The 20,708-nt window shown below is 63.8% G+C and carries 23 protein-coding genes; 16 read left to right on the forward strand and 7 right to left on the reverse strand.

The window, feature by feature from the left end:
• The first annotated feature begins 60 nt into the window (after positions 1–60).
• Entirely contained in the window at positions 61–519 is a 459-nt protein-coding gene (locus tag D1820_RS15975; RefSeq protein WP_118069740.1) for a methylated-DNA--[protein]-cysteine S-methyltransferase, read from the forward strand.
• 276 nt (positions 520–795) lie between these two features.
• Here the strand turns inward: D1820_RS15975 and D1820_RS15980 are convergent, their stop codons facing one another.
• From D1820_RS15980 to fsa, 5 genes are all read right to left on the reverse strand, one after another.
• On the reverse strand, positions 796–1,491 hold the full coding sequence (locus D1820_RS15980) for a phosphatidylcholine/phosphatidylserine synthase (RefSeq protein WP_096870656.1): 696 nt from the start codon (positions 1,489–1,491) through the stop codon (positions 796–798).
• Positions 1,492–1,651: 160 nt separating this feature from the next.
• Complete coding sequence (locus tag D1820_RS15985; protein ID WP_118069741.1) at positions 1,652–1,993, reverse strand: hypothetical protein; 342 nt, start codon at positions 1,991–1,993, stop codon at positions 1,652–1,654.
• Between the two features lie 98 nt (positions 1,994–2,091).
• Complete coding sequence (locus D1820_RS15990; RefSeq protein ID WP_371311717.1) at positions 2,092–3,009, reverse strand: tyrosine recombinase XerC; 918 nt, start codon at positions 3,007–3,009, stop codon at positions 2,092–2,094.
• Between the two features lie 14 nt (positions 3,010–3,023).
• Positions 3,024–3,731: a DUF484 family protein gene (locus D1820_RS15995; protein ID WP_040172710.1), complete on the reverse strand. Its 708-nt coding sequence runs from the start codon at positions 3,729–3,731 to the stop codon at positions 3,024–3,026.
• Positions 3,732–3,914: 183 nt separating this feature from the next.
• Complete coding sequence (gene fsa, locus D1820_RS16000) at positions 3,915–4,568, reverse strand: fructose-6-phosphate aldolase (protein ID WP_024098282.1); 654 nt, start codon at positions 4,566–4,568, stop codon at positions 3,915–3,917.
• A gap of 147 nt (positions 4,569–4,715) precedes the next feature.
• Here fsa and D1820_RS16005 point away from each other — a divergent pair, with 147 nt between their 5' ends.
• On the forward strand, positions 4,716–6,911 hold the full coding sequence (locus D1820_RS16005; protein WP_118069743.1) for a primosomal protein N': 2,196 nt from the start codon (positions 4,716–4,718) through the stop codon (positions 6,909–6,911).
• Positions 6,912–6,980: 69 nt separating this feature from the next.
• Here the strand turns inward: D1820_RS16005 and D1820_RS16010 are convergent, their stop codons facing one another.
• A complete protein-coding gene (locus D1820_RS16010) occupies positions 6,981–8,045 on the reverse strand; it encodes a YeeE/YedE family protein (protein WP_118069744.1) in 1,065 nt (354 codons plus the stop codon).
• Between the two features lie 130 nt (positions 8,046–8,175).
• Here D1820_RS16010 and D1820_RS16015 point away from each other — a divergent pair, with 130 nt between their 5' ends.
• From D1820_RS16015 to D1820_RS16025, 3 genes are all read left to right on the forward strand, one after another.
• A complete protein-coding gene (locus tag D1820_RS16015; RefSeq protein WP_118070258.1) occupies positions 8,176–9,411 on the forward strand; it encodes an MFS transporter in 1,236 nt (411 codons plus the stop codon).
• Between the two features lie 136 nt (positions 9,412–9,547).
• Positions 9,548–10,420: a 50S ribosomal protein L11 methyltransferase gene (locus tag D1820_RS16020; protein ID WP_118069745.1), complete on the forward strand. Its 873-nt coding sequence runs from the start codon at positions 9,548–9,550 to the stop codon at positions 10,418–10,420.
• Positions 10,421–10,525: 105 nt separating this feature from the next.
• Positions 10,526–10,870 carry a hypothetical protein gene (locus D1820_RS16025; protein WP_118069746.1) on the forward strand — a complete coding sequence of 115 codons (345 nt, stop codon included), beginning with the start codon at positions 10,526–10,528 and terminating at the stop codon, positions 10,868–10,870.
• Positions 10,871–11,074: 204 nt separating this feature from the next.
• On the opposite strand, the gene D1820_RS16030 is transcribed toward D1820_RS16025, so the two are convergent.
• Complete coding sequence (locus tag D1820_RS16030; protein ID WP_024098276.1) at positions 11,075–11,293, reverse strand: DUF1127 domain-containing protein; 219 nt, start codon at positions 11,291–11,293, stop codon at positions 11,075–11,077.
• 383 nt (positions 11,294–11,676) lie between these two features.
• On the opposite strand from D1820_RS16030, the gene ruvC reads away from it, so the two are divergent.
• The 11 genes from ruvC (at position 11,677) to ybgF (ending at position 20,699) form a co-directional block, all read left to right on the forward strand.
• Positions 11,677–12,174: a crossover junction endodeoxyribonuclease RuvC gene (gene ruvC, locus D1820_RS16035; protein WP_040172722.1), complete on the forward strand. Its 498-nt coding sequence runs from the start codon at positions 11,677–11,679 to the stop codon at positions 12,172–12,174.
• Entirely contained in the window at positions 12,171–12,860 is a 690-nt protein-coding gene (gene ruvA, locus D1820_RS16040) for a Holliday junction branch migration protein RuvA (RefSeq protein WP_040172726.1), read from the forward strand. The genes ruvC and ruvA overlap by 4 nt, the downstream gene beginning before the upstream one ends.
• 117 nt (positions 12,861–12,977) lie before the next feature.
• The gene (gene ruvB / locus D1820_RS16045; protein WP_118070260.1) at positions 12,978–14,009 is read left to right on the forward strand and encodes a Holliday junction branch migration DNA helicase RuvB; all 1,032 of its coding nucleotides are present in this window, start codon (positions 12,978–12,980) and stop codon (positions 14,007–14,009) included.
• 310 nt (positions 14,010–14,319) lie between these two features.
• A complete protein-coding gene (locus tag D1820_RS16050) occupies positions 14,320–14,985 on the forward strand; it encodes a hypothetical protein (RefSeq protein ID WP_205521390.1) in 666 nt (221 codons plus the stop codon).
• 25 nt (positions 14,986–15,010) lie between these two features.
• Positions 15,011–15,397: a tol-pal system-associated acyl-CoA thioesterase gene (gene ybgC / locus D1820_RS16055; RefSeq protein ID WP_040171983.1), complete on the forward strand. Its 387-nt coding sequence runs from the start codon at positions 15,011–15,013 to the stop codon at positions 15,395–15,397.
• Positions 15,398–15,511: 114 nt separating this feature from the next.
• Positions 15,512–16,207, forward strand: coding sequence for a protein TolQ (tolQ, locus tag D1820_RS16060; RefSeq protein ID WP_118069747.1), 696 nt, complete (start codon positions 15,512–15,514; stop codon positions 16,205–16,207).
• Positions 16,208–16,210: 3 nt separating this feature from the next.
• Positions 16,211–16,699 carry a protein TolR gene (gene tolR, locus D1820_RS16065; protein WP_040181887.1) on the forward strand — a complete coding sequence of 163 codons (489 nt, stop codon included), beginning with the start codon at positions 16,211–16,213 and terminating at the stop codon, positions 16,697–16,699.
• A gap of 13 nt (positions 16,700–16,712) precedes the next feature.
• Entirely contained in the window at positions 16,713–17,882 is a 1,170-nt protein-coding gene (locus D1820_RS16070; RefSeq protein WP_118069748.1) for an energy transducer TonB, read from the forward strand.
• A complete protein-coding gene (tolB, locus tag D1820_RS16075; protein ID WP_040171993.1) occupies positions 17,879–19,219 on the forward strand; it encodes a Tol-Pal system beta propeller repeat protein TolB in 1,341 nt (446 codons plus the stop codon). Before D1820_RS16070 ends, tolB begins: the two co-directional genes overlap by 4 nt.
• 121 nt (positions 19,220–19,340) lie before the next feature.
• Positions 19,341–19,850 (forward strand): peptidoglycan-associated lipoprotein Pal, encoded by a 510-nt coding sequence (gene pal, locus D1820_RS16080; RefSeq protein WP_014879240.1) that lies wholly within the window; start codon positions 19,341–19,343, stop codon positions 19,848–19,850.
• Positions 19,851–19,856: 6 nt separating this feature from the next.
• Positions 19,857–20,699 (forward strand): tol-pal system protein YbgF, encoded by an 843-nt coding sequence (gene ybgF, locus D1820_RS16085; RefSeq protein ID WP_118069749.1) that lies wholly within the window; start codon positions 19,857–19,859, stop codon positions 20,697–20,699.
• The last annotated feature ends 9 nt before the right edge of the window (positions 20,700–20,708 follow it).

Here is a 20,708-nt window from a genome sequence, read left to right on the forward strand (position 1 = left end):
CAAGCATCAAGCGTAAGGACCACCGTACCCGTGCAGCCTCCTGAAACCGCGACCCATCAGATGGCAGAGGCCAGTCTTGAAACGCCTGTCGGCACGCTGTGCGTGGGGGAGCAGGATGGCGCAATCGTACGCCTGACGTGGCAGGCCGCGCCCGCCGGTGTCGCAGGCTCGGCGCTCACGGCTGAAGCTCTGGCCCAGCTGCGTGCCTATTTCGCCCATGAGCTGACCGCATTCGACCTGCCGCTGGCGGTGGCAGGCAGCGATTTTCAGCGCGCCGTCTGCGCCGCCATGTCGGCAATCCCGCTGGGCGAAACCCGCACCTATGGCGACATCGCAAAGGATCTGGGCGCAGCCGCCCAGCCCGTTGGCAATGCCTGCGGCGCCAATCCGATCCCGGTGATCATCCCCTGCCACCGGGTGCTTGGCGCCTCAGGTCTTGGGGGATTTTCCGGCGCGGGCGGGGTTGAGACCAAGGTCGCTCTTTTGCGTCACGAAGGGGCGGCGGGACTGTTGATCTGATCGGCGTCTTGCGAAGGGGGTATCTTGCCGGGGGAAGGTGGACCACGGGGTCCGCCGCATGAGATCTGTCTGATCCGACCGTGCGGGTGGCTGTCCTCACCCGGTGAAGCCGCTGATCCGTCGCCGGCTGCCACGGGCCCGCCTGAGCAAGCCCGCCATTGGAAACGGTCACTTTAGGTGGCGGCATATCGCGCCATCACGCGACAGGCCCGCAGCCCGGTTTCGGGTCTCACGGAGAGACCCGCAGTCTGGTGATATCGGCCTGAGACGGCCCGCTCAGCCCTTGCTCTCGGGGATGATCTGCTGCGCGATGCCGACAAAAATCAGATAGACGGAAGTCAGCACCAGCCCCCAATGCGCCCAGCTTGCCGGGTGGAAATCGACCCAGGCGGCCCAACCGGCAAAAAACGTCCAGGCCAGTGCCATCGGCAGCGACACCTTGCGCCAGCGTTCGGTGCGCACCGGGTGAATGAACTTCAGCGGCAGGAACATCGCAATCGCCAGCAGGGTGACCAGTGCCAGACTGGTCCAATGGCTCGGCTCCAGCGCAAAGATCACCAGAACCAGCATATTCCAGCATCCGGGAAACCCGGAGAAGGAATTATCCTTCGTCTTCATCCGCGTGTCGGCAAAATACAAGGCACTGGCAAAGGTGATCACAATCAGCGCCACCCAACCGGTCCACCCCGCCATCAACCCGGATTTGAACAGCGCAAAGGCCGGGATGAACACATAGGTGAGGTAATCAATGATCAGGTCCAGCAGCACACCGTCGAACTCCGGCGCGTAGCGCTTCACCTCATAATGCCGCGCCAGCGGCCCATCCACCCCATCCACGGCAAAGGCCACGACAAGCCAGACAAACATCAGGCTCCACTTGGCATCAGCCGCAGCCAACATGGCAAGGATTGCAAAAACCGCGCCGGTGGCGGTCAGCAGATGAACGGAGAGGGCACGATACTGAGGTGTCATACGCCCCTGATGGCGAATTTCCCGCACCCTCGCAAGTGGTCAATGGAAAAACGTCTCGGCTATGCGCGAAAATTCGGGTCTTTGGCGGTGGTCATGTCACCGGCGTGAAAGCAAACGCTTAGCCGCGGATCACCTGCCACAGCGACATCGGGCCACCGTTTTACTGGTCGGCAGGATCTTCCATCAGCGCCTTGCGAAACAGTGTCTCTGTCAGGCTGCGGCTGTCCACGACCTGCGGCGCCTCACCGGAATCAGATGGCCCCTGTGCGGCGACAAATTCACCGCGTGCAGCCTTGCCCGCGCGATAGGCCGCCCATTCCTGATCAGAAATCTCACGGTCGCCATCGCTGTCCAGATCCGCCAGAAGCTGCTCATAAAACTGGCTGAAATCCACATCGCCGATATCGGATGTGCTGGCATTGGCAGCACTGCGATTGGCGGGATTATACGGCGCGCCAAGCGGCGCGGTGTCGGTGGTCTGGCTTTGGGCAACGATACTCATCACGGGGGGCTCCTTCTGGATTTGACGCCAGCAATCTGGCGCAGGCCCCTTACTACCGGGTTAAATCCAGCCCTTTGACGGCATGTTTTGCGCAGGCCTTACGCTTTTGGATGGGCGCGGTTGTAGACATCCATCAGATGCGCCGTATCGACCGCCGTATAGGCCTGCGTTGTCGACAGCGAGGCATGACCCAACAGCTCCTGAATGGCGCGCAGGTCGCCGCCGGCCTCCAACAGATGGGTGGCAAAGCTGTGCCGCAGCGCATGTGGCGTGGCGCTGGCAGGCAGGCCCAGCTGCGCGCGCGCCTGCGCCATGGCGCTGCGAATAAGCCGCGCATTCAGCGCCCCGCCACGGACACCGCGAAACAACGGTGCGTCCCGCTCCTGCGGATGCGGGCAGAGCCGCAGATACCGGTCCACCGCCTGACGCGCGGCAGGCAGCACCGGCACGATCCGTTCTTTGCCGCCCTTACCGGTGATCCGCAGAACCGCCGGCGGCGGCGCGTCTGCGCCGGTCAGCCCCAGGGCCTCGGAGATCCGCAGCCCACAGCCATAAAGCAGCGTCACCACCGCCACATCACGCGCCGCCACCCAATCGGTGGTGGACTGAAACTCCACCGTTTCGATCACCGCCCGCGCCGCATCCTCGGCCAGCGGGCGGGGGAGTTTTTTCTGGAACTTGGGACTGCGCGCCGACAAGACGGCGGTGGGCTCAAACCCCTGCCGCTCAGCCAGCCAAGTGTAGAAGCTTTTGACCGCCGACAGTTTGCGCGCCAATGATCGCGCCCCGGTACCTGTGGCGCGGGTGGCTGCCATCCAGGCGCGCATATCACCGGTGGAAATCTCCGCCAGCGCCCCCAGCCCCTGCGGCCCGCCAAAATGTTGGGTCATGAACGCGAGAAACTCCACCACATCGCCGCGATAGGCGGTGACGGTGTTCTCAGCCGCCCCCTGAAGCGCGGCCAGCCCGGCCAGCCACTGCTCCAGCGCGTCCCGGCATGCCGGGGAGATCAACAGAGGTGACGGCGGCGTCACGACAGCCAGTGGCGCATCGACCGTTCAAAAACGCCGGCAAAAAACGCAAGCAGATCGGTGCCATGTTGCGGGGTGAACTGATGCGGATCCTCGGACCCCAGAACCAGCAGACCGGGCAGGCGGCCTTCGCCCAATTCCAGTTTCAGACAGGCCTCGGAGCGGATGAAATCAGCCTTGGCGCCATGGGTGCGGGCGTGGCCGGACTGCATCTGGCGCAGGGTGACCTGACGGTCAGGGCCATTGCGCTGTGGATTGATGTATTGCTCCACGAATCCCGGCTCGACCACCTTCAGCACCTGATCCATGCGTTGCACGGCGGCGTCCTGTTCGGGATGGGCGGTTTCCAGCACCAGCGTCACCGCGTCCACCCGCAGGATTTCCGCCAGCTCACCGCCAAGATTGCCAAGATAGCTCTCAAAATCCATCGGATCAAGAAGCCGCAGCACCGCGCGGTGGATCTGGTTGGTCCCGGCAAGGTTCTCATATGCCGCCGCAATCACGGACCGATGGGTATCCTCCAGCCGGTCCAGCCGGGCCTCCATCCGCTCCATCGCGATGCCGCGCAGGTCCACAATATTGGACCCCATTGCGCGCTCATTGGCGCTGACCAGCGCGTTCATCACGCTTTGATCTTCCAACAGGGCGTCGGGTTTGGCCAGGATCGCCTGGCGCAGAGTGTCTTCCAGTTCTGCCGTCGTGCTCATGTTCTGCTCTTTGTGACCTCTGATGGGTTTTGCCGGAGTTATAACACGGGTTTCGCGCAAGCGTGGTAAAAAATTCCCGGCCACCGGCGCACTGCCGCCGGCACCGGGGGAGGGGCATCCGCCAATGAAAAAGGGGCCGCCCACCGGGCCGCCCCTCCTGAAACCTGTCCGGTGCCCTGAGGCTTACAGGATCTTGATGTTCGCGGCCTTGATGTCGGCGAGGAAGGCATCCAGACCCTTGTCGGTCAGCGGGTGGTTGATCATGCCCTTGATCACGGCGGGCGGCGCGGTGATCACGTCGGCACCGATGCGCGCGCTTTCCAGCACGTGGTTGGCGCTGCGGATGGAGGCGGCGAGGATCTCGGTGCCGAACCCGTAGTTGTCATACACTGTGCGGATGTCTTCGATCAGGTCCATACCATCGAGGTTGATATCGTCCAGACGACCGATGAAGGGCGAGATGAAGGTCGCGCCGGCCTTGGCCGCCAACAGCGCCTGATTGGCAGAGAAGCACAGCGTCACATTCACCATATGACCATCGTCGGTCAGGGTTTTGCAGGCCTTCAGACCGTCCCAGGTCAGCGGCACTTTGACGGCGATGTTTTCGGCGATCTCGACCAGCTTGCGGCCTTCGGCAATCATCGTGTCAGCATCGGTTGCGGTCACCTCGGCAGACACCGGACCATCCACCAGATCACAGATCTCCTTGGTGACTTCTATGATGTCGCGGCCGGACTTCTTGATCAGCGACGGGTTGGTGGTCACGCCGTCCACCATGCCCAATGCGTTCAGCTCGGCAATGGCGTCGATTTCAGCGGTGTCTACGAAGAATTTCATCGGCTAGGGTCCTCTGGATGGGTTGGCCTTGATTGCGCTAGCCTTTACCTGATGGCGGAGGCTTTAAAAACCCCCCGTGCGCCCGGCGTCGATTGCCGGGCATCGCTTTGGGGTCATCATCCCCACCGGGCAAAAGAGGCAAGCAGCGTGCAGGAGCAGGCATTTTTCAACGAGGGCGAGCGGGTTGGCGTGCTGACAACACAGCCGCTGGACCGCGTTCTTGACTACCGCGCCCCCGAAGGCGGCTGCCATCTGGGCGCCTATGTCGAGGTGCCGCTGGGCCCGCGCCGCGTTCTTGGGGTGATCTGGGGGCCGGGGGCCGGGGATTTCGATTCGGCCAAGCTGCGCCCGGTGAACCGGGTGCTGGACGTGGCCCCGATGCGCGACGAGATGCGCCAGTTCCTGACCAAATCCGCAGATTACACATTGACCCCTCTGCCGGCGATGCTGCGGCTGGCCACCCGTGCGCCCGGCCTCTCCGATCCGGTGTCCATGCGCAAGGTGCTGCGCCCAACGGGCCAGATGCCCGACCGCATGACAGACCCCCGCGAACGGGTGCTTGCGGCGGCGGATGAATATCGCGGGCTGGCGTTCACGGCGAAGGAACTCGCGGATCTGGCCGGGGTCACAACCTCGGTGATCAAAGGGCTGGTAAAACAGGGCGCCCTGCGCGAGGAGGACGCGCCCCGCGATCTGCCCTATCCCCGTCTGGATCCGGCTCTGCCCGGCAAGACCCTGACCGAAGATCAGGCCGCCGCCGCCAACACTCTGGGCGAGGGCCTTGCCAGTGGCCGCTACGGCACCACCCTCCTGAAGGGCGTCACGGGCTCGGGCAAGACTGAGGTCTATCTGGAGGCGGTCGCCGCCACCCTGCGTGCGGGCCGTCAGGCGCTGGTGCTGTTGCCAGAAATCGCGCTGACGGCAGAATTTCTCAAGCGGGTCGAACAGCGTTTTGGCGCGACGCCCGCGGAATGGCACTCCGGCGCGACGATGACCGAACGCCGCCGGGTCTGGCGCATGGTGGGGCAGGGCAAGGCGCAGCTGGTGATCGGCGCACGCTCGGCCCTGTTTTTGCCCTATCAGAATCTCGGCCTCATCATCGTGGATGAGGAACATGACACCTCCTACAAACAGGACGAAGGCGTCTGTTATAATGCCCGCGACATGGCGGTGCTGCGCGCGGCCATGTGTTCGGCGCAGGTGGTGCTGGCGTCTGCAACGCCCAGCTTGGAAACCTGGGCCAATGCCGAGGCGGGCAAATACAAACGGCTCGATCTCGCGGCGCGTTTTGGCTCAGCCGTTCTGCCGGAGATGCGCGCGATCGATATGCGGGCGGAAAAACTTCCCGCGTCGACCTGGATCTCACCAACGCTGAAGCAGGCGATGACCGCGCGGATCGAACGGGGTGAGCAATCGCTGCTGTTTCTCAATCGTCGGGGCTTTGCGCCGGTCACCATCTGCCGCGCCTGCGGCGGCCATGTGACCTGCGACCACTGCGATTCCCGCATGGTCGAACACCGCTTCATGAAGCGCCTGATGTGCCACCAATGCGGCGAGACCAAACCGGTACCGGACGCCTGCCCGACCTGTCAGGTCGAGGGCAAGATGGCCCCTGTCGGCCCCGGCATCGAACGGCTGGGTGAGGAAACCGCCGCGCTGTTCCCGGAGGCGCGAATTGCGGTGCTGTCGTCTGACCTCTTTGGGTCTGCCCGCGCACTCAAGCAGCGGATCGAGGAGATCGCCGCAGGCGAGGCTGACATCATCCTCGGCACCCAGCTGGTGGCCAAGGGGCATAACTTCCCGCTGCTCACATTGGTTGGCGTGATCGATGCGGATCTGGGCCTGCAAGGCTCTGACCTGCGCGCGGCGGAGCGCACTTTCCAGCTGATGCGGCAGGTCGCAGGCCGGGCCGGGCGCGCCGACAAACCGGGTGAGGCGCTGATGCAGACCTTCCAACCCGAACACCCGGTGATCCGGGCGATCCTCTCCGGTGATGAAGAAGCCTTCTGGAAAGCCGAAGCCGCCGAACGCGAGGCCGCAGGCGTGCCGCCCTATGGCCGCATGGCCGGCATTGTCCTCTCCGGGCCGGAGCTGCCTGCCGTTATGGATCTGGGGATAGCACTGGCGCGCAATGACATGCCGCTGCGCCAGATCGGCGCGCAGGTCTTTGGCCCGGCCCCGGCACCAATTGCCCGCATTCGGGGCCGCCACCGGGTGCGCCTGCTGATCAAGGCCAGTAAGGGCACCCCCCTGCAGGACGCCATCGCCCGCTGGATCAAACCGGCGCGCCTCAAGGGGGATCTGCGGCTGTCGGTCGATATTGATCCGCAGAATTTCTTCTGAAGTCCGATCAAAAACATGGCAGATGAAAAAACCATGGCAGATGAATCAGGGCAGCGCCTCGCGCCCTGTCTAGGCGGGGGTCGCCACGCCGCGCTGATCCACTAGCAGATCTGTCAGCACGGCCCCGACCCACATCGAAAACAGCGCCACCCAGGCGGTGCCGACAAAGATCGACCCGCCGGTGACACCGGCGCCGATTGCGCAGCCTCCGGCCAGCATACCGCCAAACCCCATCAAAGCCGCGCCGATCATGGCCTTGCGCATGGTGACCGCCCCGTCAAAGGCCTGAATCCGCATCTCGCCCGCCAAAGCTGCCGCCAGCATCGCGCCACCAAACACCCCGGCGACCAGCCCGATATCAAATTCCAGCACCGAGGCGCGATCCAGAAAGAACATCAGCATCCGTGCCGATGGGCCAGTAAAGGTCACGCTTTCGATCTGCACCGGATCAAACGCCACCTGCGCCAGCGCCGATGTCAGCCCCCAGCCAAGTGCCACCGCAAAGCCGACACCAGAGGCAAAGATCAGCCGCGCCGCGCCGATGCGGTTTTGCAACGCGACCCCAAGGGCGAGAGCCGCCATGCCCAGCCCCAACGCCAACCCGGACCAATCCGGCAGGCCAAAGGCCGCCAGCAGATCCAGATTGCGCCCGCCCGTGGTGATCCAGAGACCGGCCAGATAGTCCCGCAGCGGTGCCAGATACCCGGCGAGGCTCATCTGTGCGACCACCGCAAAAATCAGCCCGGAGACCACACTGCGCAGATTGCCGGTCGCCGCCAGCACCAACAGCCGCCCGGAACAGCCCCGCGCCAGCACCATGCCAATGCCAAAGATCACCCCGCCGAGGATGGCCCCGGACCAGCTGCCGGGCACTGCCATCATCCGCGCCTCATCGGTGTCGATCCAGCCCTGCAAGCGCCCGGCCTGGACCCAGACCAGCGCGGTGGAAAAGGTCAGGAGCCAGACCGCCACCCGGTCCCCCAGACGGCCGCGGGCAAACTCCACGGTGGCCGCGCGCAGACAGAACCGCGACCGCTGCGCCGCGATGCCAAAAATTCCCCCGGTCAGCAGGCCTAGCAGCGCCGCTGTCAATGGCTCGCCTGCCCAGTCCATGATCTCAACCAGTTCTGGCATCGCATCAGCCTCTCATTGTCATTCGAAAACCTGAATATGAGGCCGAGCTGCTCCGTGCATTGATACAGATCAGATGTGCGCGGCGCTTTTTCCCTCGCCTGATGGGGCGGATGGGCGTATCTGCTGGGGCATGTTCAAACCTGTCCCCACCGAAGCTGCCGCTTCCATGCCGCTCTGGCGCCGCCCCACAACTCTGTTGTTTGTGATGGCGCTGACCATGCCGATCGCCTTCAACACCTGGAGCGCGCTGCTCAACAACTTCGTCATTGAGGCTGCGAATTTCGACGGGGCAGACATTGGCCTGCTGCACACGGTGCGGGAGATTCCGGGTTTTCTCGCCATTGGCGTCATCGCGGTGATCCTGTTTGTGCGCGAACAGGTGCTGGGGCTGGTCTCCTTGATGATGCTGGGCGTGGCGACGGCGGTCACCGCCTGGTTTCCCAGCCTTGGCGGGTTGCTCACGATCACGCTGCTCAGCTCCATCGGGTTTCATTACTATGAGACAGTGAACCAGTCGCTGCAGCTGCAATGGCTGCCAAAGACCCGCGCGCCGCAGATCCTAGGCTGGCTGGTGGCGGCGGGATCGGCGGCTACGCTGGTGGTCTACAGCCTGATCGCGCTGCTGTGGGAACCGCTGGGCCTCACCTATAATATCGTCTTTCTGCTGGCCGGAGGCACCACCACGGTTCTGGCGATCTTCTGCCTGCTGGCCTATCCGCAATTCGACGCCCCGCATCCGCAGACCAAACGCCTGATCCTGCGTCGCCGCTATTGGCTCTATTATGCGTTGCAGTTCATGGCCGGCGCGCGGCGGCAGATCTTCGTTGTCTTTGCCGGCTTCATGATGGTGGAGAAGTTCGGCTTTGCGGTGCATGAACTGACCAGCCTTTATTTGATCAATCTGGTAATCAATATGATCGCCGCACCGCTGCTGGGTCGTGCTGTGGCCCGCTTTGGTGAACGCCGGACGCTGATTTTTGAATACACCGGGCTGGCACTGGTTTTTGCCGCTTACGGCGGGCTCTATTGGTTCAGCTGGGGCGTGGTGCTGGCCGGGGTGCTTTATGTGGTGGACCATATCCTGTTTGGGCTGGCGCTGGCGCTGAAGACCTATTTCCAGAAAATCGCCGACCCGTCTGATATCGCGCCGACAGCTGCCGTGGCCTTTACCATCAACCATATCGCGGCGGTGGTTTTGCCGGTCACACTGGGCCTGCTGTGGGTGGTTTCCCCGGCTGCGGTCTTTGCGCTGGCGGCCTGTATGGCGCTGATCTCGCTCACCCTGTCGCTGCTGATCCCGCGCCATCCGGAGCCGGGCAATGAGACGATCTTTGTGAAATGGCGCAGCGCCGCCCCGGCGGAGTAAGCCTTCGCGCATCAGATCTGACCCTGCATCAACGCGGGCGCTGCCCCCGGTTGGCCCCGGCCAACCTGCGCCGCCAGCTCTTGACCTGCGCCGCCGACGGGCCTAGGCGCTGTGCAACCATTGCCCGGAGACCGCCATGCCCACCTTCACCGCCCTCACCACCCTGACCGGAAAAGCCCCCGCCGAAGCACTCGGCGAGGCGATGGAGCGCCTGACGCCGGAGCCCACCGGCCTTGGCGTGTTTGAGGTTGAGGATGGCTCCGGCCTTTGGGAGGTTGGCGGCTATTTCACCGAGACCCCGGATGAGGCCGGTCTGGCGCTGCTGGCGACCATGTTCGACGCCCAGCCTTTTGTGATCTCCGAACTGCCGGAAACCGACTGGGTGGCCCATGTGCGCCGCGAACTGGCCCCGGTTGAGGCGGGCCGGTTCTTCGTCTACGGCAGCCACGATGCCGACAAGGTGCCAGCGGATCGCATTCCGCTGCTGATTGAGGCGGCGATGGCCTTCGGCACCGGCCACCACGGCACCACATTGGGCTGTCTGAAGGCGCTGGACACGCTGATCGACGATGGCTTCGTCGGCGACAAAGTGGCTGATATCGGCTGTGGCACAGCTGTGCTGGCGATGGCGGCCGCGCGCGTCTGGGACGGGCAGATCCTGGCCAGCGATATTGATCAGGTCGCTGTGGATGTGGCTGAGGCCAACCTGAAGGCCAACGACATGGAAGGCCGTGTTCACTGTCTTGAGGCGGCGGGCTTTGACGCTCCGGCCCTGGCTGAGGCCGCGCCCTTTGACCTCATCTTCGCCAACATCCTGAAGGGCCCTCTGGTTGCATTGGCGCCGGATGTGGCGGCGCATCTGCGCAGCGATGGCTATGCGATTCTCTCCGGTCTTCTCAATGAGCAGGCGGATGAGGTGCAGGGCGTTTATGCACAAAATGGCATCAATCTGGCCCAGCGCAGTGAGATTGGTGACTGGACGACGCTGCTTTTGCAGAAAACAGGCTGAATCATTCAAGTTTGTTGAGCATTTTAACGACCCGCCCCAAAATGGTCTCATTACCTACCTAAGCATTAAGATGTGGATGGTGGGAGCCATTGCAGGGTTTTGGTTATGGGTGAACAGAGTAACAATTTCTACGCTCGGCTTGACCGACTGGAGCGCAAACACGGGGCCATGGCGCGCGGCTACACCGCTAAGTTGCGCGCGGATGGGTTGATCGTGGTGGCGCCGCGACGGGTACAGTCGCGGATTTCCGGCCGGTCGGTGATCTTGTTTGTCGCGGCGTTTCTGCTGTTCAAGGGGTTCTTGATGGCAGCGCTGGGATTTGGCAGCTACGACCACCGTGTCGATCAGCTGCGGGCAGGAACCGGGCTGGAGAAAGCCGGTGCATTTGTTATGCAGCGGGATCCCGTGTCGCAGTTCCTGGCCGAGAAGATCGGGCCTGTGCTGCGGTAGAGGGGCAGGCTGGCGGGCCAGGTGTCGGGCGCTGGGGGGCATCCGACATAAAACGGTCGCGCAGTCATGTCCGACGCAGCAGGGTGTCGCCGAGGCGCAGATCTGCAAACCAGACCTATAGAAAACGCCGCGCTCCGTCGGGAGGCGGCGTTTTTCATATTCCGAATGATCGACCGCCCGGCAGCACCGGGGCGGGATCAGACCTCAGAAGACCGGCTTGCCCTCGGCAATGCGGTCGATGTCCGCGCGGCACAGACCAATATCGGCCAGTTCGCGGTCGTTCAGCTGACCCAGAGTCTGGCGGGTGGTGCGGGCGTCGTTCCAATCGACGAACGCTGCCAGCAGGCTGGCGGTCTTGGCGCTCAAGCGGCCAAACAGGCTGCTGGTGCCATAGGTGGTGCGGGTGGTGTCAAATGCAGCCATGTCCTCGTCCTTTCGGAGGTTGAATGAATCTCTTCGCCATGGGGCGATGGACGGCACTTAGTGAGGAGGAAAGCCGCTGACAATCGCCGAAATTGCATGTGTCCCATGCGCAAAACGCATGGCTTATTACCCATAAAAACAAGGGAATTCTGCGGATTTTTCATGTGCAGCGCGGGAATGTCGGTTTCAATAATATGGGTGGTCGTTTTCAGAACAGGATTGGGGCATTCCGCCGAAAACCGGCAATCCGCACGCGGTCTCAAGCCGGATATTTGGTGCCCGATCCAGGGGGAAAGCGGTTGGATATGTTCGCGTTTTGTGCTAATCCTGCGACAATAATGACCACTCGGCCATCTGCCGGGGCAGGCAGGGATAGGGCAGACATGCGAATATTGGGCATCGATCCGGGGTTGCGGAACCTCGGTTGGGGCGTGATCGAATCACAGGGCACCCGTCTGAGCCATGTCGCAAACGGCGTCTGCACCTCCGATGGCGATGATCTGGGGGAGCGGCTGCTGTCCCTCCACAATCAGGTGATCGAGGTGATCGCGGCCTACCGTCCCGATCAGGCGGCCATTGAACAGACCTTCGTGAACAAAGACGGCGCCGGCACGCTGAAACTGGGTCAGGCCCGTGGTGTCGCGCTGATGACGCTGGCACAGGCCGGTCTGCCAGTGGGCGAATACGCCCCGAACCGGGTCAAGAAAACCGTTGTCGGCGTCGGCCACGCGGCCAAGGAACAGATCCTGCACATGGTGAAACTGCAGCTGCCCGGATGCCTGCCCAAAAACGCCGATGCGGCAGATGCTCTGGCCATTGCCATCTGTCATGCGTTTTATGGGGGCACGCAGGCCCGCCAGCTGAAGGAGAAGCGCGCGTGATCGGAAAACTGACTGGACGACTGGAATACCGCAGCACTGACCATGTGCTGATCGACGTGCGCGGTGTCGGCTACATCGTCTTTTGCTCTGACCGCACCCTCGCCACGCTTCCCGGCGCGGGAGAGGCGGTGGCGCTTTATACCGATATGGTGGTGCGCGAGGATCTGATGCAGCTCTACGGCTTCCCCTCGCTGGTTGAAAAAGAATGGCACCGCCTGCTGACCTCGGTGCAGGGGGTGGGGGCCAAGGTCTCGCTGGCGATCTTGGGCGCGCTTGGCCCCGATGGTGTCAGCCGCGCCATTGCTCTGGGCGACTGGGCAGCGGTGAAGGCGGCCAAGGGCGTTGGTCCAAAAACGGCGCAGCGCATCGTGTTGGATCTGAAGGACAAGGCGCCGGGTGTGATGGCCATGGGCGGCACCATCGCCGATGCCATGGACGGCCCCGGTCTGGATGTCGTTGAATCCGTCGCGCCGGTGGAGACCGGCAAGACGCCCCGCAAGGCACCGCCAAAGGCCCCCTCCGGTGCGGCTGCCGCCTCAGCAGGGGCGCTCTCAGCACTTGGTAATCTGGGCTATGGCCCATCGGATGCCGCCGCCGCCGTGGCCGAAGCTGCCGCCACCTACCCGGACGCCAATGAGGCCGAGCTGATCCGCGCCGCCCTACGCCTTCTGGCGCCGAAAGGGTGATGATGACACGGAAAGAGCAGCGCCTGAGCCTAGGTGGGTGCGAAGCGCCCTCCCGTGGGGAGGGTCGGGCGCTGCCCGGCCTTCAGCCGGACAAAGCATATGCCAGAAAGCGGGACCATGATTGACGCCGACCCCACCCTGCGCCCCACACCGCTGCCGGAAGACAGCGCAGGCGACACCGACCGCGCTCTGCGTCCGCAGGGGCTGGGCGAATTCATTGGTCAGGCCGAGGCCCGTGCCAATCTGCGCGTCTTTATCGAATCCGCCCGCCGCCGGGGCGAGGCGATGGACCACACGCTGTTTCATGGTCCCCCCGGTTTGGGCAAAACCACGCTGGCGCAGATCGTCGCCCGTGAACTCGGCGTGAACTTCCGCATGACTTCCGGCCCGGTGCTGGCCAAGGCCGGCGATCTGGCGGCGATCCTCACCAATCTTGAGGCGCGTGATGTGTTGTTCATCGACGAAATCCACCGGCTGAACCCGGCGGTGGAGGAGGTGCTCTATCCGGCGATGGAGGATTTTGAGCTGGATCTGGTGATCGGCGAAGGGCCGGCCGCGCGCACTGTGCGGATCGAGTTGCAGCCCTTCACGCTGGTGGGCGCCACTACCCGCATGGGTCTTTTGACAACACCGCTGCGCGACCGTTTCGGCATCCCGACGCGGCTGCAGTTCTACACCATTGATGAGCTGTTTGAGATTGTCAGCCGCAATGCCCGCAAGCTGGGGGCCCCCGCCGAAGATGACGGCGCCCGCGAGATCGCGCGGCGCGCGCGCGGCACGCCCAGGATCGCCGGACGGCTCCTGCGCCGCGTCGTGGACTTCGCGGTTGTCGAGGGTGATGGCACCATCACCCGGGAGCTGGCCGATGGCGCGCTGACGCGGCTCGGGGTGGATCAGCTGGGTCTGGACGGCGCCGACCGGCGCTATCTGCGGATGGTGGCAGAGAACTATGGCGGTGGGCCTGTGGGGATCGAAACCATGTCCGCAGCCCTCAGCGAAAGCCGCGACGCGCTGGAGGAGGTGATCGAGCCTTACCTGCTGCAACAGGGCCTGATCCAGCGCACGCCGCGCGGCCGAATGCTGGCGCATAAGGCCTGGACCCACCTTGGATTGACCCCGCCACGCGGTCAGGGCGACCTGCTTCTGTAACGCGTCACCTGTTGCCGGTTGGCGTCAGCCTTTATGCGGGTTGGCGTCAAATCCGCCGCAAAGGGTTAAGGTGGATTTGAAGAATTGGATTCAATTTTAGCGTATGTTTCGCACGCGAAACATTTGGTCACGGCTGCTGACCTACGTGGCAAACCCTGATGGACGCGCCGCGCCCTGCGCGTCACGGCCTCCGGCGGGGATATTTCAGGTCAGCAGATGCAGGGTGGCAGCCGGTCGCAACCCTTGTCGTTGATCCCGCAAGCGGGCATTAAGCGCCCACAAGACCGCAGTCCGAGTGGAGAGCCGTATAATGACCCCAGCCGAGATCGAAGCCCTGTTTACCCGCACCGATGGCGCTTATGCCTTTGCCCGCTGGGGGCGACCGATTGCACCGATTGTCTTTGGGGTGGAGGACTGCACGCTGGCCACCGTCAAGGGCGCGATCGAGGCGGTGGTGACCCTTGCAGGCCATCAGATGGCCGAGACCGACCCCGAGCTGGGATCGAACCTGATGGTGTTTTTCTTCCGGGACTGGGGCGAGTTGAGGGGCGTGCCGGATCTGGACCGGCTGATCCCGGATCTGGACCCGCTGGTGGCGCGGCTGAAACAGGCGGATGCCAGCCAGTACCGCGCGTTTCGCTTTGACGATCAGGGCGGCATTCAGGCCTGTTTCGTGTTCCTGCGCATGGCCGGTGCTATGGCAAAACTGCCGGCCGAAACCCTCGCGCTGACGCAGGCGGTGCAGATGATGCTGACCTGGGGCGACAGCGCCTTTGCCGAGACCTCGCCGTTGGCGGTGCTGCCGGAAACGGGCGCCACCATTCTGCGGCCTGAGATTGCCGGGGTGATTGCGGCTGCGTATGATCGGATGATGCCGGTTGCTGCCGCCGACAGCTCCCATGCGCTGCGCCTGTTTGCGCGGCTGCAAGCGCCGGTAGCGCCGCCCGCAGATGACGCCAACCCGACCCGGCACTGAGCCGTCGCCAGAGAGGCCCAGACAGATGATCCACCGCTTCCCGGTTCGGGTATATTACGAAGACACCGACATGGGCGGGATCGTCTATCACGCCAATTATCTGCGGTTCATCGAACGGGCGCGCAGTGACTGGGTGCGCAACCTCGGCAATGATCAGAACGCCATGCGCGACGCCGGGCTGATCTGGGTGGTGCGCCGGATTGAGGCGGATTACCTCGCCCCTGCCAAATTCGACGAGGCGCTGCGGATCGAGACCGAAGTGCAGAAGGTGACACCAGCGCGGCTCACCATGTCGCAGCAGGTGTTTCGCGGCGAGACCGAGCTGTTTCGCGCGATTGTCACGGTGGTTTGCGTCAATGCCGAGAGCGGTGCGCCGATCCGCCTGCCGGCAGAGATTCGCGCATTGCTGTAACAATTGCTGCTCTCACAGCTGTTTCATTGGCTTTTGGCCTTGAACTGCGATAGCCTTTTGCCAAATGAAAGCCGGAAAACGGCTGAAAGACGGCCAAAAACATAGAGCAGGTCCATGGAAGCAGAAACTCTGGCGTTGGCGCAGGAGATTGATTTCTCCATGTGGGGGCTATTTGAACGGGCGACCCTGACGGTCAAACTGGTGATGCTGATGCTGGTTGGCTCGTCGATCTGGTCCTGGGCCATTATCCTGCAGAAACTGATCAATTATCGCCTTGCCCGGCGCGAGGCGGCGGAGTTTGATCGCGCCTTCTGGTCCGGTGAGCCGCTGGATGGTCTGTTCGATCAGATCGGTCCGCAGCCCAAAGGGCAGTCACAACGCATCTTTGCCGCTGGCATGACCGAATGGCGGCGCAGTCACCGCAACGACGGGGCGCTGATTGCCGGCGCGCAGGCGCGGATCGAACGGTCGATGGATGTCGCCATCGCCAAGGAAAGCGAACATGTCCAGAGCGGCCTGTCGATCCTGGCCACTGTTGGCTCCACCGCGCCTTTTGTTGGGCTGTTCGGCACCGTCTGGGGTATCATGACCGCCTTTATCGAGATTGCGGAGCAGCAGAACACCAACCTCGCCGTTGTGGCGCCGGGCATTGCCGAGGCGCTGATGGCGACCGGTCTGGGGCTGCTGGCGGCGATTCCGGCGGTGATTTTCTACAACAAGCTGAGCGCGGACAGCGACCGGATCATCGGCAGCTATGAGGCCTTTGCTGATGAGTTTGCCACCATCCTCAGCCGTCAGTTGGATTCCTGATCCATGGGGGCCTCGGTTCAACCTTCCGCCGCCAACGGGCGACGCCGGGGACGGCGGCGCAGCCGTGCGCGGCCGATGGCGGAAATCAACGTTACGCCCTTTGTTGATGTGATGCTGGTTTTGCTGATCATTTTCATGGTGGCCGCCCCTTTGATGACCGTGGGGGTGCCGGTGGAGCTGCCGAAGACTGCCGCCGGGGCCTTGCCCGGGGATGAGGAAGAGCCGCTGACCGTGACCATGACCGCCAGTGGTGAAATCCAGATCCAGACCACGCCTGTGGCCCCGGATGAGTTGATCGCCAAACTGCGCGCCATCGCGGCGGAGCGGTCCTCCGATCAGGTGTTCCTGCGTGCCGACGGGGCAATCCCCTATGAGGCGGTGATGCAGGTGATGGGCGCGCTGAACGCCGGTGGGTTCTCCAGTGTTGGGCTGGTGACCGATGTGGGTGGTCCGAGCCTTGACGGGCGGGCCGTCGACGATACCGGGCAATAGGCGGGGCACGGGTGTGCAGACCGGAACCAAGATCTCTCTTGCAGGCCACGGATTGCTGGCGGGCTGGGTTGTGTTCGGCGCCTGGTTTCCGTCTGAACCACTGCCATTGGCGGTGCAGGATGTCGCGATCATCTCGACCGAGGAGTTCGCGCGTCTGAGCCAGCAGCGCGCGGCACCGGTGGTTGCGGATACCGCACGGGATCTGAGCCAGCCAGACCCGGATCCCGCGCCGGAGGTGACCCCGCCAACCCCGCCCGCGCCAGAGCCGCAGATCACCCAGCCCGAACCGGTGACTGTGCCTGATCCAGATCCTGAACTGACGGAGCGACCCGAACCGCAGCCGGTCGAGCCGACGCCACCGGTGGCCGCGCCATCGCCACCGGATGTGCCGGATAGCACCAGCGTGACGCCCCAGCTGACCGAACGCCCGCAGCTGCGCCCGGTTGATCGGGTTGCGCCAACACCTGTCGCACCGCCGGAACCGGACACCCAGATTGCTGATGTAGCACAACCCGAAGTGTCCGATGAGGTCGGGACCGAGCCTGCACAGGAGGCCCAGCAGGCCACCGCCGAGGCGGCGGCCAACGACCGGATCGTGACCGAGGAAGTCGAGGCCGAGACCGAGCAGGTGGCCAGCGCCGCCCCCGCGCAGTCCCTGCGCCCGCGGCGGCGCCCGGATCGGCCCACGCCAGCGGCCCAGCCCGAACCTGAGCCCGCATCTGAGTCTGAAACTGGGCCAGAACCGGAACCTGCTGACCCCGCAACAGATCCAACCCCGGACCGCGCGGATGCGGTGGAGGATGCTCTGGCAGCCGCCCTCGCCGGTGGCGGCGAAGTGGAAGCGCCGGAACCCTCCGGCCCGCCGCTGACCAGTGGGGAGAAGGACGCGCTGCGGGTTGCGGTGCAGCAATGCTGGAACGTTGGCTCGCTCTCGTCGGAGGCGCTGCGCACCACCGTTGTGGTCTCCGTCGCACTGACACAGGATGGCCGTCCTGAGGAGGGCAGCATTCGGATGTTGTCCAGTACCGGGGGATCAGGATCGGCGGCCAATCAGGCCTTCGGCGCGGCGCGACGGGCGATTTTGCGCTGTGGTGCGCGCGGCTTCCAACTTCCGTCTGACAAATATGCCCAATGGCGTAATATCGAAATGACCTTCAATCCCGAAAGGATGCGGATCAAATGAGGACATATCTGGCAACGCTCGTGATGGGCGCGACCCTGCTTGGAGCGGCGGTGATGACGTCTGCTCTGCCTGCGCAGGCACAGGATGGCCCCTTGCGGATCGAAATCACCGACGGGGTGATCGAACCCTTGCCCTATGCGGTGCCCGGCTTTGTGCCCGAAACCCCTGCTGCGGCTGAACTGGCGCGCGATATCTCGCGGGTGATTGCAGCGGATCTGAGCGGCACCGGCCTGTTTCGCGAGGTGCCGGCCTCGGCCCATATCTCCAAAGTCACCGATTTTGACGCCGCCGTGTCCTATGCCGACTGGAAGGCGGTGAATGCGCAGGCGCTGATCACCGGCGCGCTCAGCGTCAATGGCAACCGTCTGACAGTGCGGTTCCGGGGCTATGATGTCTTTGCGGAGAAGGAACTGGGCACCGGGCTGCAATTCTCCGGCACCACCGATGGCTGGCGGCGCATGGCGCATAAGGTGGCGGATGTGATCTACAGCCGCATCACCGGCGAGAGCGGCTATTTCGACAGCCGTGTGGTGTTCGTCTCCGAAAGCGGTCCGAAGAATGATCGGCGCAAGCGGCTGGCGATCATGGATTACGACGGCGCCAATGTGCAGTATCTGACCAACAGCGCCTCCATCGTGCTGGCGCCGCGGTTCTCCCCCACCGGTGACCGGGTGCTTTATACCAGCTATGAGAGCGGCTTTCCCCAGATCCACGTGCTGGATGTGGGCAGCGTTCAACGCCGGGTTCTGTCGGCGGACAATGGCATCATGAGTTTTGCGCCGCGCTTTGCCCCGGATGGGCGCACGGTGGTCTATTCGCAGTCACAGGGCGGCAATACCGATATCTTCACCATGAATATCGACACTGGCGCCCGCACCCGCCTGACCAGTGCGCCGTCGATTGAAACGGCCCCGTCGTTTTCGCCGGATGGCAGTCAGATTGTTTTTGAAAGCGACCGCTCCGGCGCGCCGCAGCTCTATGTGATGGCGGCCACCGGCGGTGAGGCCCGACGGATCAGCTTTGGCGCGGGGCGCTATGGTACGCCGGTGTGGTCGCCGCGCGGCGACATGATTGCCTTTACCAAACAGAACAAGGGCCGGTTCCACATTGGTGTCATGCGCACGGATGGCAGTGAGGAACGTCTGTTGACGGCGTCCTTCCTGGATGAGGGGCCAACCTGGTCGCCCAATGGTCGGGTGATCATGTTTACCCGCGAGACCCAGGGCGCCAGCGGTCGGGCGCTGCTTTATTCGGTGGACGTGTCAGGGCGCAACCTGAAACCGGTGCGGACGCCAGATGGCGCATCAGACCCGGCGTGGTCACCGTTACAGAACTGAGGTGTCGCGCGCCTGCCATGCTGGCCCGGCGCGCGCGCCAGAACCAAAGACCAAAGTGGCAGCGGCACCAGCGCTGTGATAAATCTGGTGCAAGATATGGAAACGGGACGAGGCGGACATCATGAGTGGTTTGACAAAAGCAATGCTGGTGGCAGCGGCATTGGGACTGAGTGCCTGTGCAGGCAATCCCTGGGACGACACGGCTGGGGGCAATGGCTCCGGTGCGGGAGCGGGGGCAGGCGCCGCGGGACAGCTTGACCCCAGCAGCCCGGCCTATTTCCAGCAAACCGTTGGCGATCGGGTGTTGTTTGCCGTGGACCAATCGACGCTGTCGCCCGCCGCACAAAGCGTCCTGCAGGGGCAGGCGCGCTGGCTCACTGCGAACCCGGATTATGTGGTCACCATTGAAGGCCACGCGGATGAGCAGGGCACGCGGGAATATAACCTCGCCCTCGGCGCGCGCCGCGCCAATGCCGCGCGGGAATATCTGCTGTCGCAGGGGGTGGCGGGCAACCGTCTGCAGGTTGTCAGCTTTGGCAAGGAACGCCCGCTGGAGATCTGCTCGAACGAGGCCTGCTACACCAAGAACCGTCGCGCGGTCACCGTGCTGGCGGGTGGCCTGACGGGGTAAACGATCATGCAACTGCGTCCTTTAGCGATTGCCGCCCTTGCGCTGGTGCTGGCCATGCCGCCGTTGATGGCGCGGGCACAGGATGACCAAACGCTTGCTGATATCCGTCAGGAGCTGACGGTTTTGCACGTTGAGATTCAGCGGTTGAAGCGGGAAATGTCGACCACCGGCAGCCCGCAGACCAATGTCGCAGGGGACAGCGTCCTGGACCGTGTCAGCGCCATTGAGGCGGAGCTGCAGCGGCTGACCGCGCAGACCGAACAACTGTCGTACCGGGTGGACCGGGTGGTGCAGGATGGCACCAACCGGATTGGTGATCTTGAGTTCCGGCTGGTGGAGCTGGAAGGCGGCGATATCTCGCAGCTGGGGGAGACCACCACGCTTGGCGGTGGGGACTTGCCCGAAGGTGGCGCACCGGCCTTGCCCGCGACGCCGGGCACCGCAGTTGATACCACCTCTGAACTGGCGGTCGGCGAACAGGCGGATTTCGATGCCGCCAAAGCGGCGCTGGATAGCGGCGCCTATCAGGAGGCGGCAGAGAAATTTGCAGCCTTCACGCAGGCATATCCCGGCAGCCCACTGGCGGCTGCGGTGGAATATAACCGTGGCAAGGCGCTGGACGGCCTGGGCGATACCCGCGAGGCGGCACGGGCCTATCTGGCGTCCTTCTCTGGCAATGCCACGGGGGAGACCGCGCCAAAAGCGCTGTTTGAACTGGGGGCGGCACTGGGGCGGCTGGGGCAGACCAGCCAGGCCTGCGTGACCCTCGCCGAGGTGGCCAGCCGGTTCCCCGGCGCCGCTGAGACCGCCGCAGCGGAGGCCGAGCGCGCCAAACTGGCCTGCAATTGACCCGCCCCG

The organism is Phaeobacter sp. LSS9 (genome assembly GCF_003443595.1).
In the GTDB taxonomy this organism is placed as follows: domain Bacteria; phylum Pseudomonadota; class Alphaproteobacteria; order Rhodobacterales; family Rhodobacteraceae; genus Phaeobacter; species Phaeobacter piscinae.

Excerpts from the sequence above, each read along its gene's own strand:
- D1820_RS15975 (WP_118069740.1), top strand. The coding sequence starts at position 61 with ATGGCAGAGGCCAGTCTTGAAACGCCTGTCGGCACGCTGTGCGTGGGG.
- D1820_RS15980 (WP_096870656.1), bottom strand. The coding sequence starts at position 1,491 with ATGACACCTCAGTATCGTGCCCTCTCCGTTCATCTGCTGACCGCCACC.
- D1820_RS15985 (WP_118069741.1), bottom strand. The coding sequence starts at position 1,993 with ATGAGTATCGTTGCCCAAAGCCAGACCACCGACACCGCGCCGCTTGGC.
- D1820_RS15995 (WP_040172710.1), bottom strand. The coding sequence starts at position 3,731 with ATGAGCACGACGGCAGAACTGGAAGACACTCTGCGCCAGGCGATCCTG.
- fsa (WP_024098282.1), bottom strand. The coding sequence starts at position 4,568 with ATGAAATTCTTCGTAGACACCGCTGAAATCGACGCCATTGCCGAGCTG.
- D1820_RS16010 (WP_118069744.1), bottom strand. The coding sequence starts at position 8,045 with ATGCCAGAACTGGTTGAGATCATGGACTGGGCAGGCGAGCCATTGACA.
- D1820_RS16015 (WP_118070258.1), top strand. The coding sequence starts at position 8,176 with ATGTTCAAACCTGTCCCCACCGAAGCTGCCGCTTCCATGCCGCTCTGG.
- D1820_RS16020 (WP_118069745.1), top strand. The coding sequence starts at position 9,548 with ATGCCCACCTTCACCGCCCTCACCACCCTGACCGGAAAAGCCCCCGCC.
- D1820_RS16025 (WP_118069746.1), top strand. The coding sequence starts at position 10,526 with ATGGGTGAACAGAGTAACAATTTCTACGCTCGGCTTGACCGACTGGAG.
- D1820_RS16030 (WP_024098276.1), bottom strand. The coding sequence starts at position 11,293 with ATGGCTGCATTTGACACCACCCGCACCACCTATGGCACCAGCAGCCTG.
- ruvC (WP_040172722.1), top strand. The coding sequence starts at position 11,677 with ATGCGAATATTGGGCATCGATCCGGGGTTGCGGAACCTCGGTTGGGGC.
- ruvB (WP_118070260.1), top strand. The coding sequence starts at position 12,978 with ATGATTGACGCCGACCCCACCCTGCGCCCCACACCGCTGCCGGAAGAC.
- D1820_RS16050 (WP_205521390.1), top strand. The coding sequence starts at position 14,320 with ATGACCCCAGCCGAGATCGAAGCCCTGTTTACCCGCACCGATGGCGCT.
- ybgC (WP_040171983.1), top strand. The coding sequence starts at position 15,011 with ATGATCCACCGCTTCCCGGTTCGGGTATATTACGAAGACACCGACATG.
- tolQ (WP_118069747.1), top strand. The coding sequence starts at position 15,512 with ATGGAAGCAGAAACTCTGGCGTTGGCGCAGGAGATTGATTTCTCCATG.
- tolR (WP_040181887.1), top strand. The coding sequence starts at position 16,211 with ATGGGGGCCTCGGTTCAACCTTCCGCCGCCAACGGGCGACGCCGGGGA.
- tolB (WP_040171993.1), top strand. The coding sequence starts at position 17,879 with ATGAGGACATATCTGGCAACGCTCGTGATGGGCGCGACCCTGCTTGGA.
- pal (WP_014879240.1), top strand. The coding sequence starts at position 19,341 with ATGAGTGGTTTGACAAAAGCAATGCTGGTGGCAGCGGCATTGGGACTG.
- ybgF (WP_118069749.1), top strand. The coding sequence starts at position 19,857 with ATGCAACTGCGTCCTTTAGCGATTGCCGCCCTTGCGCTGGTGCTGGCC.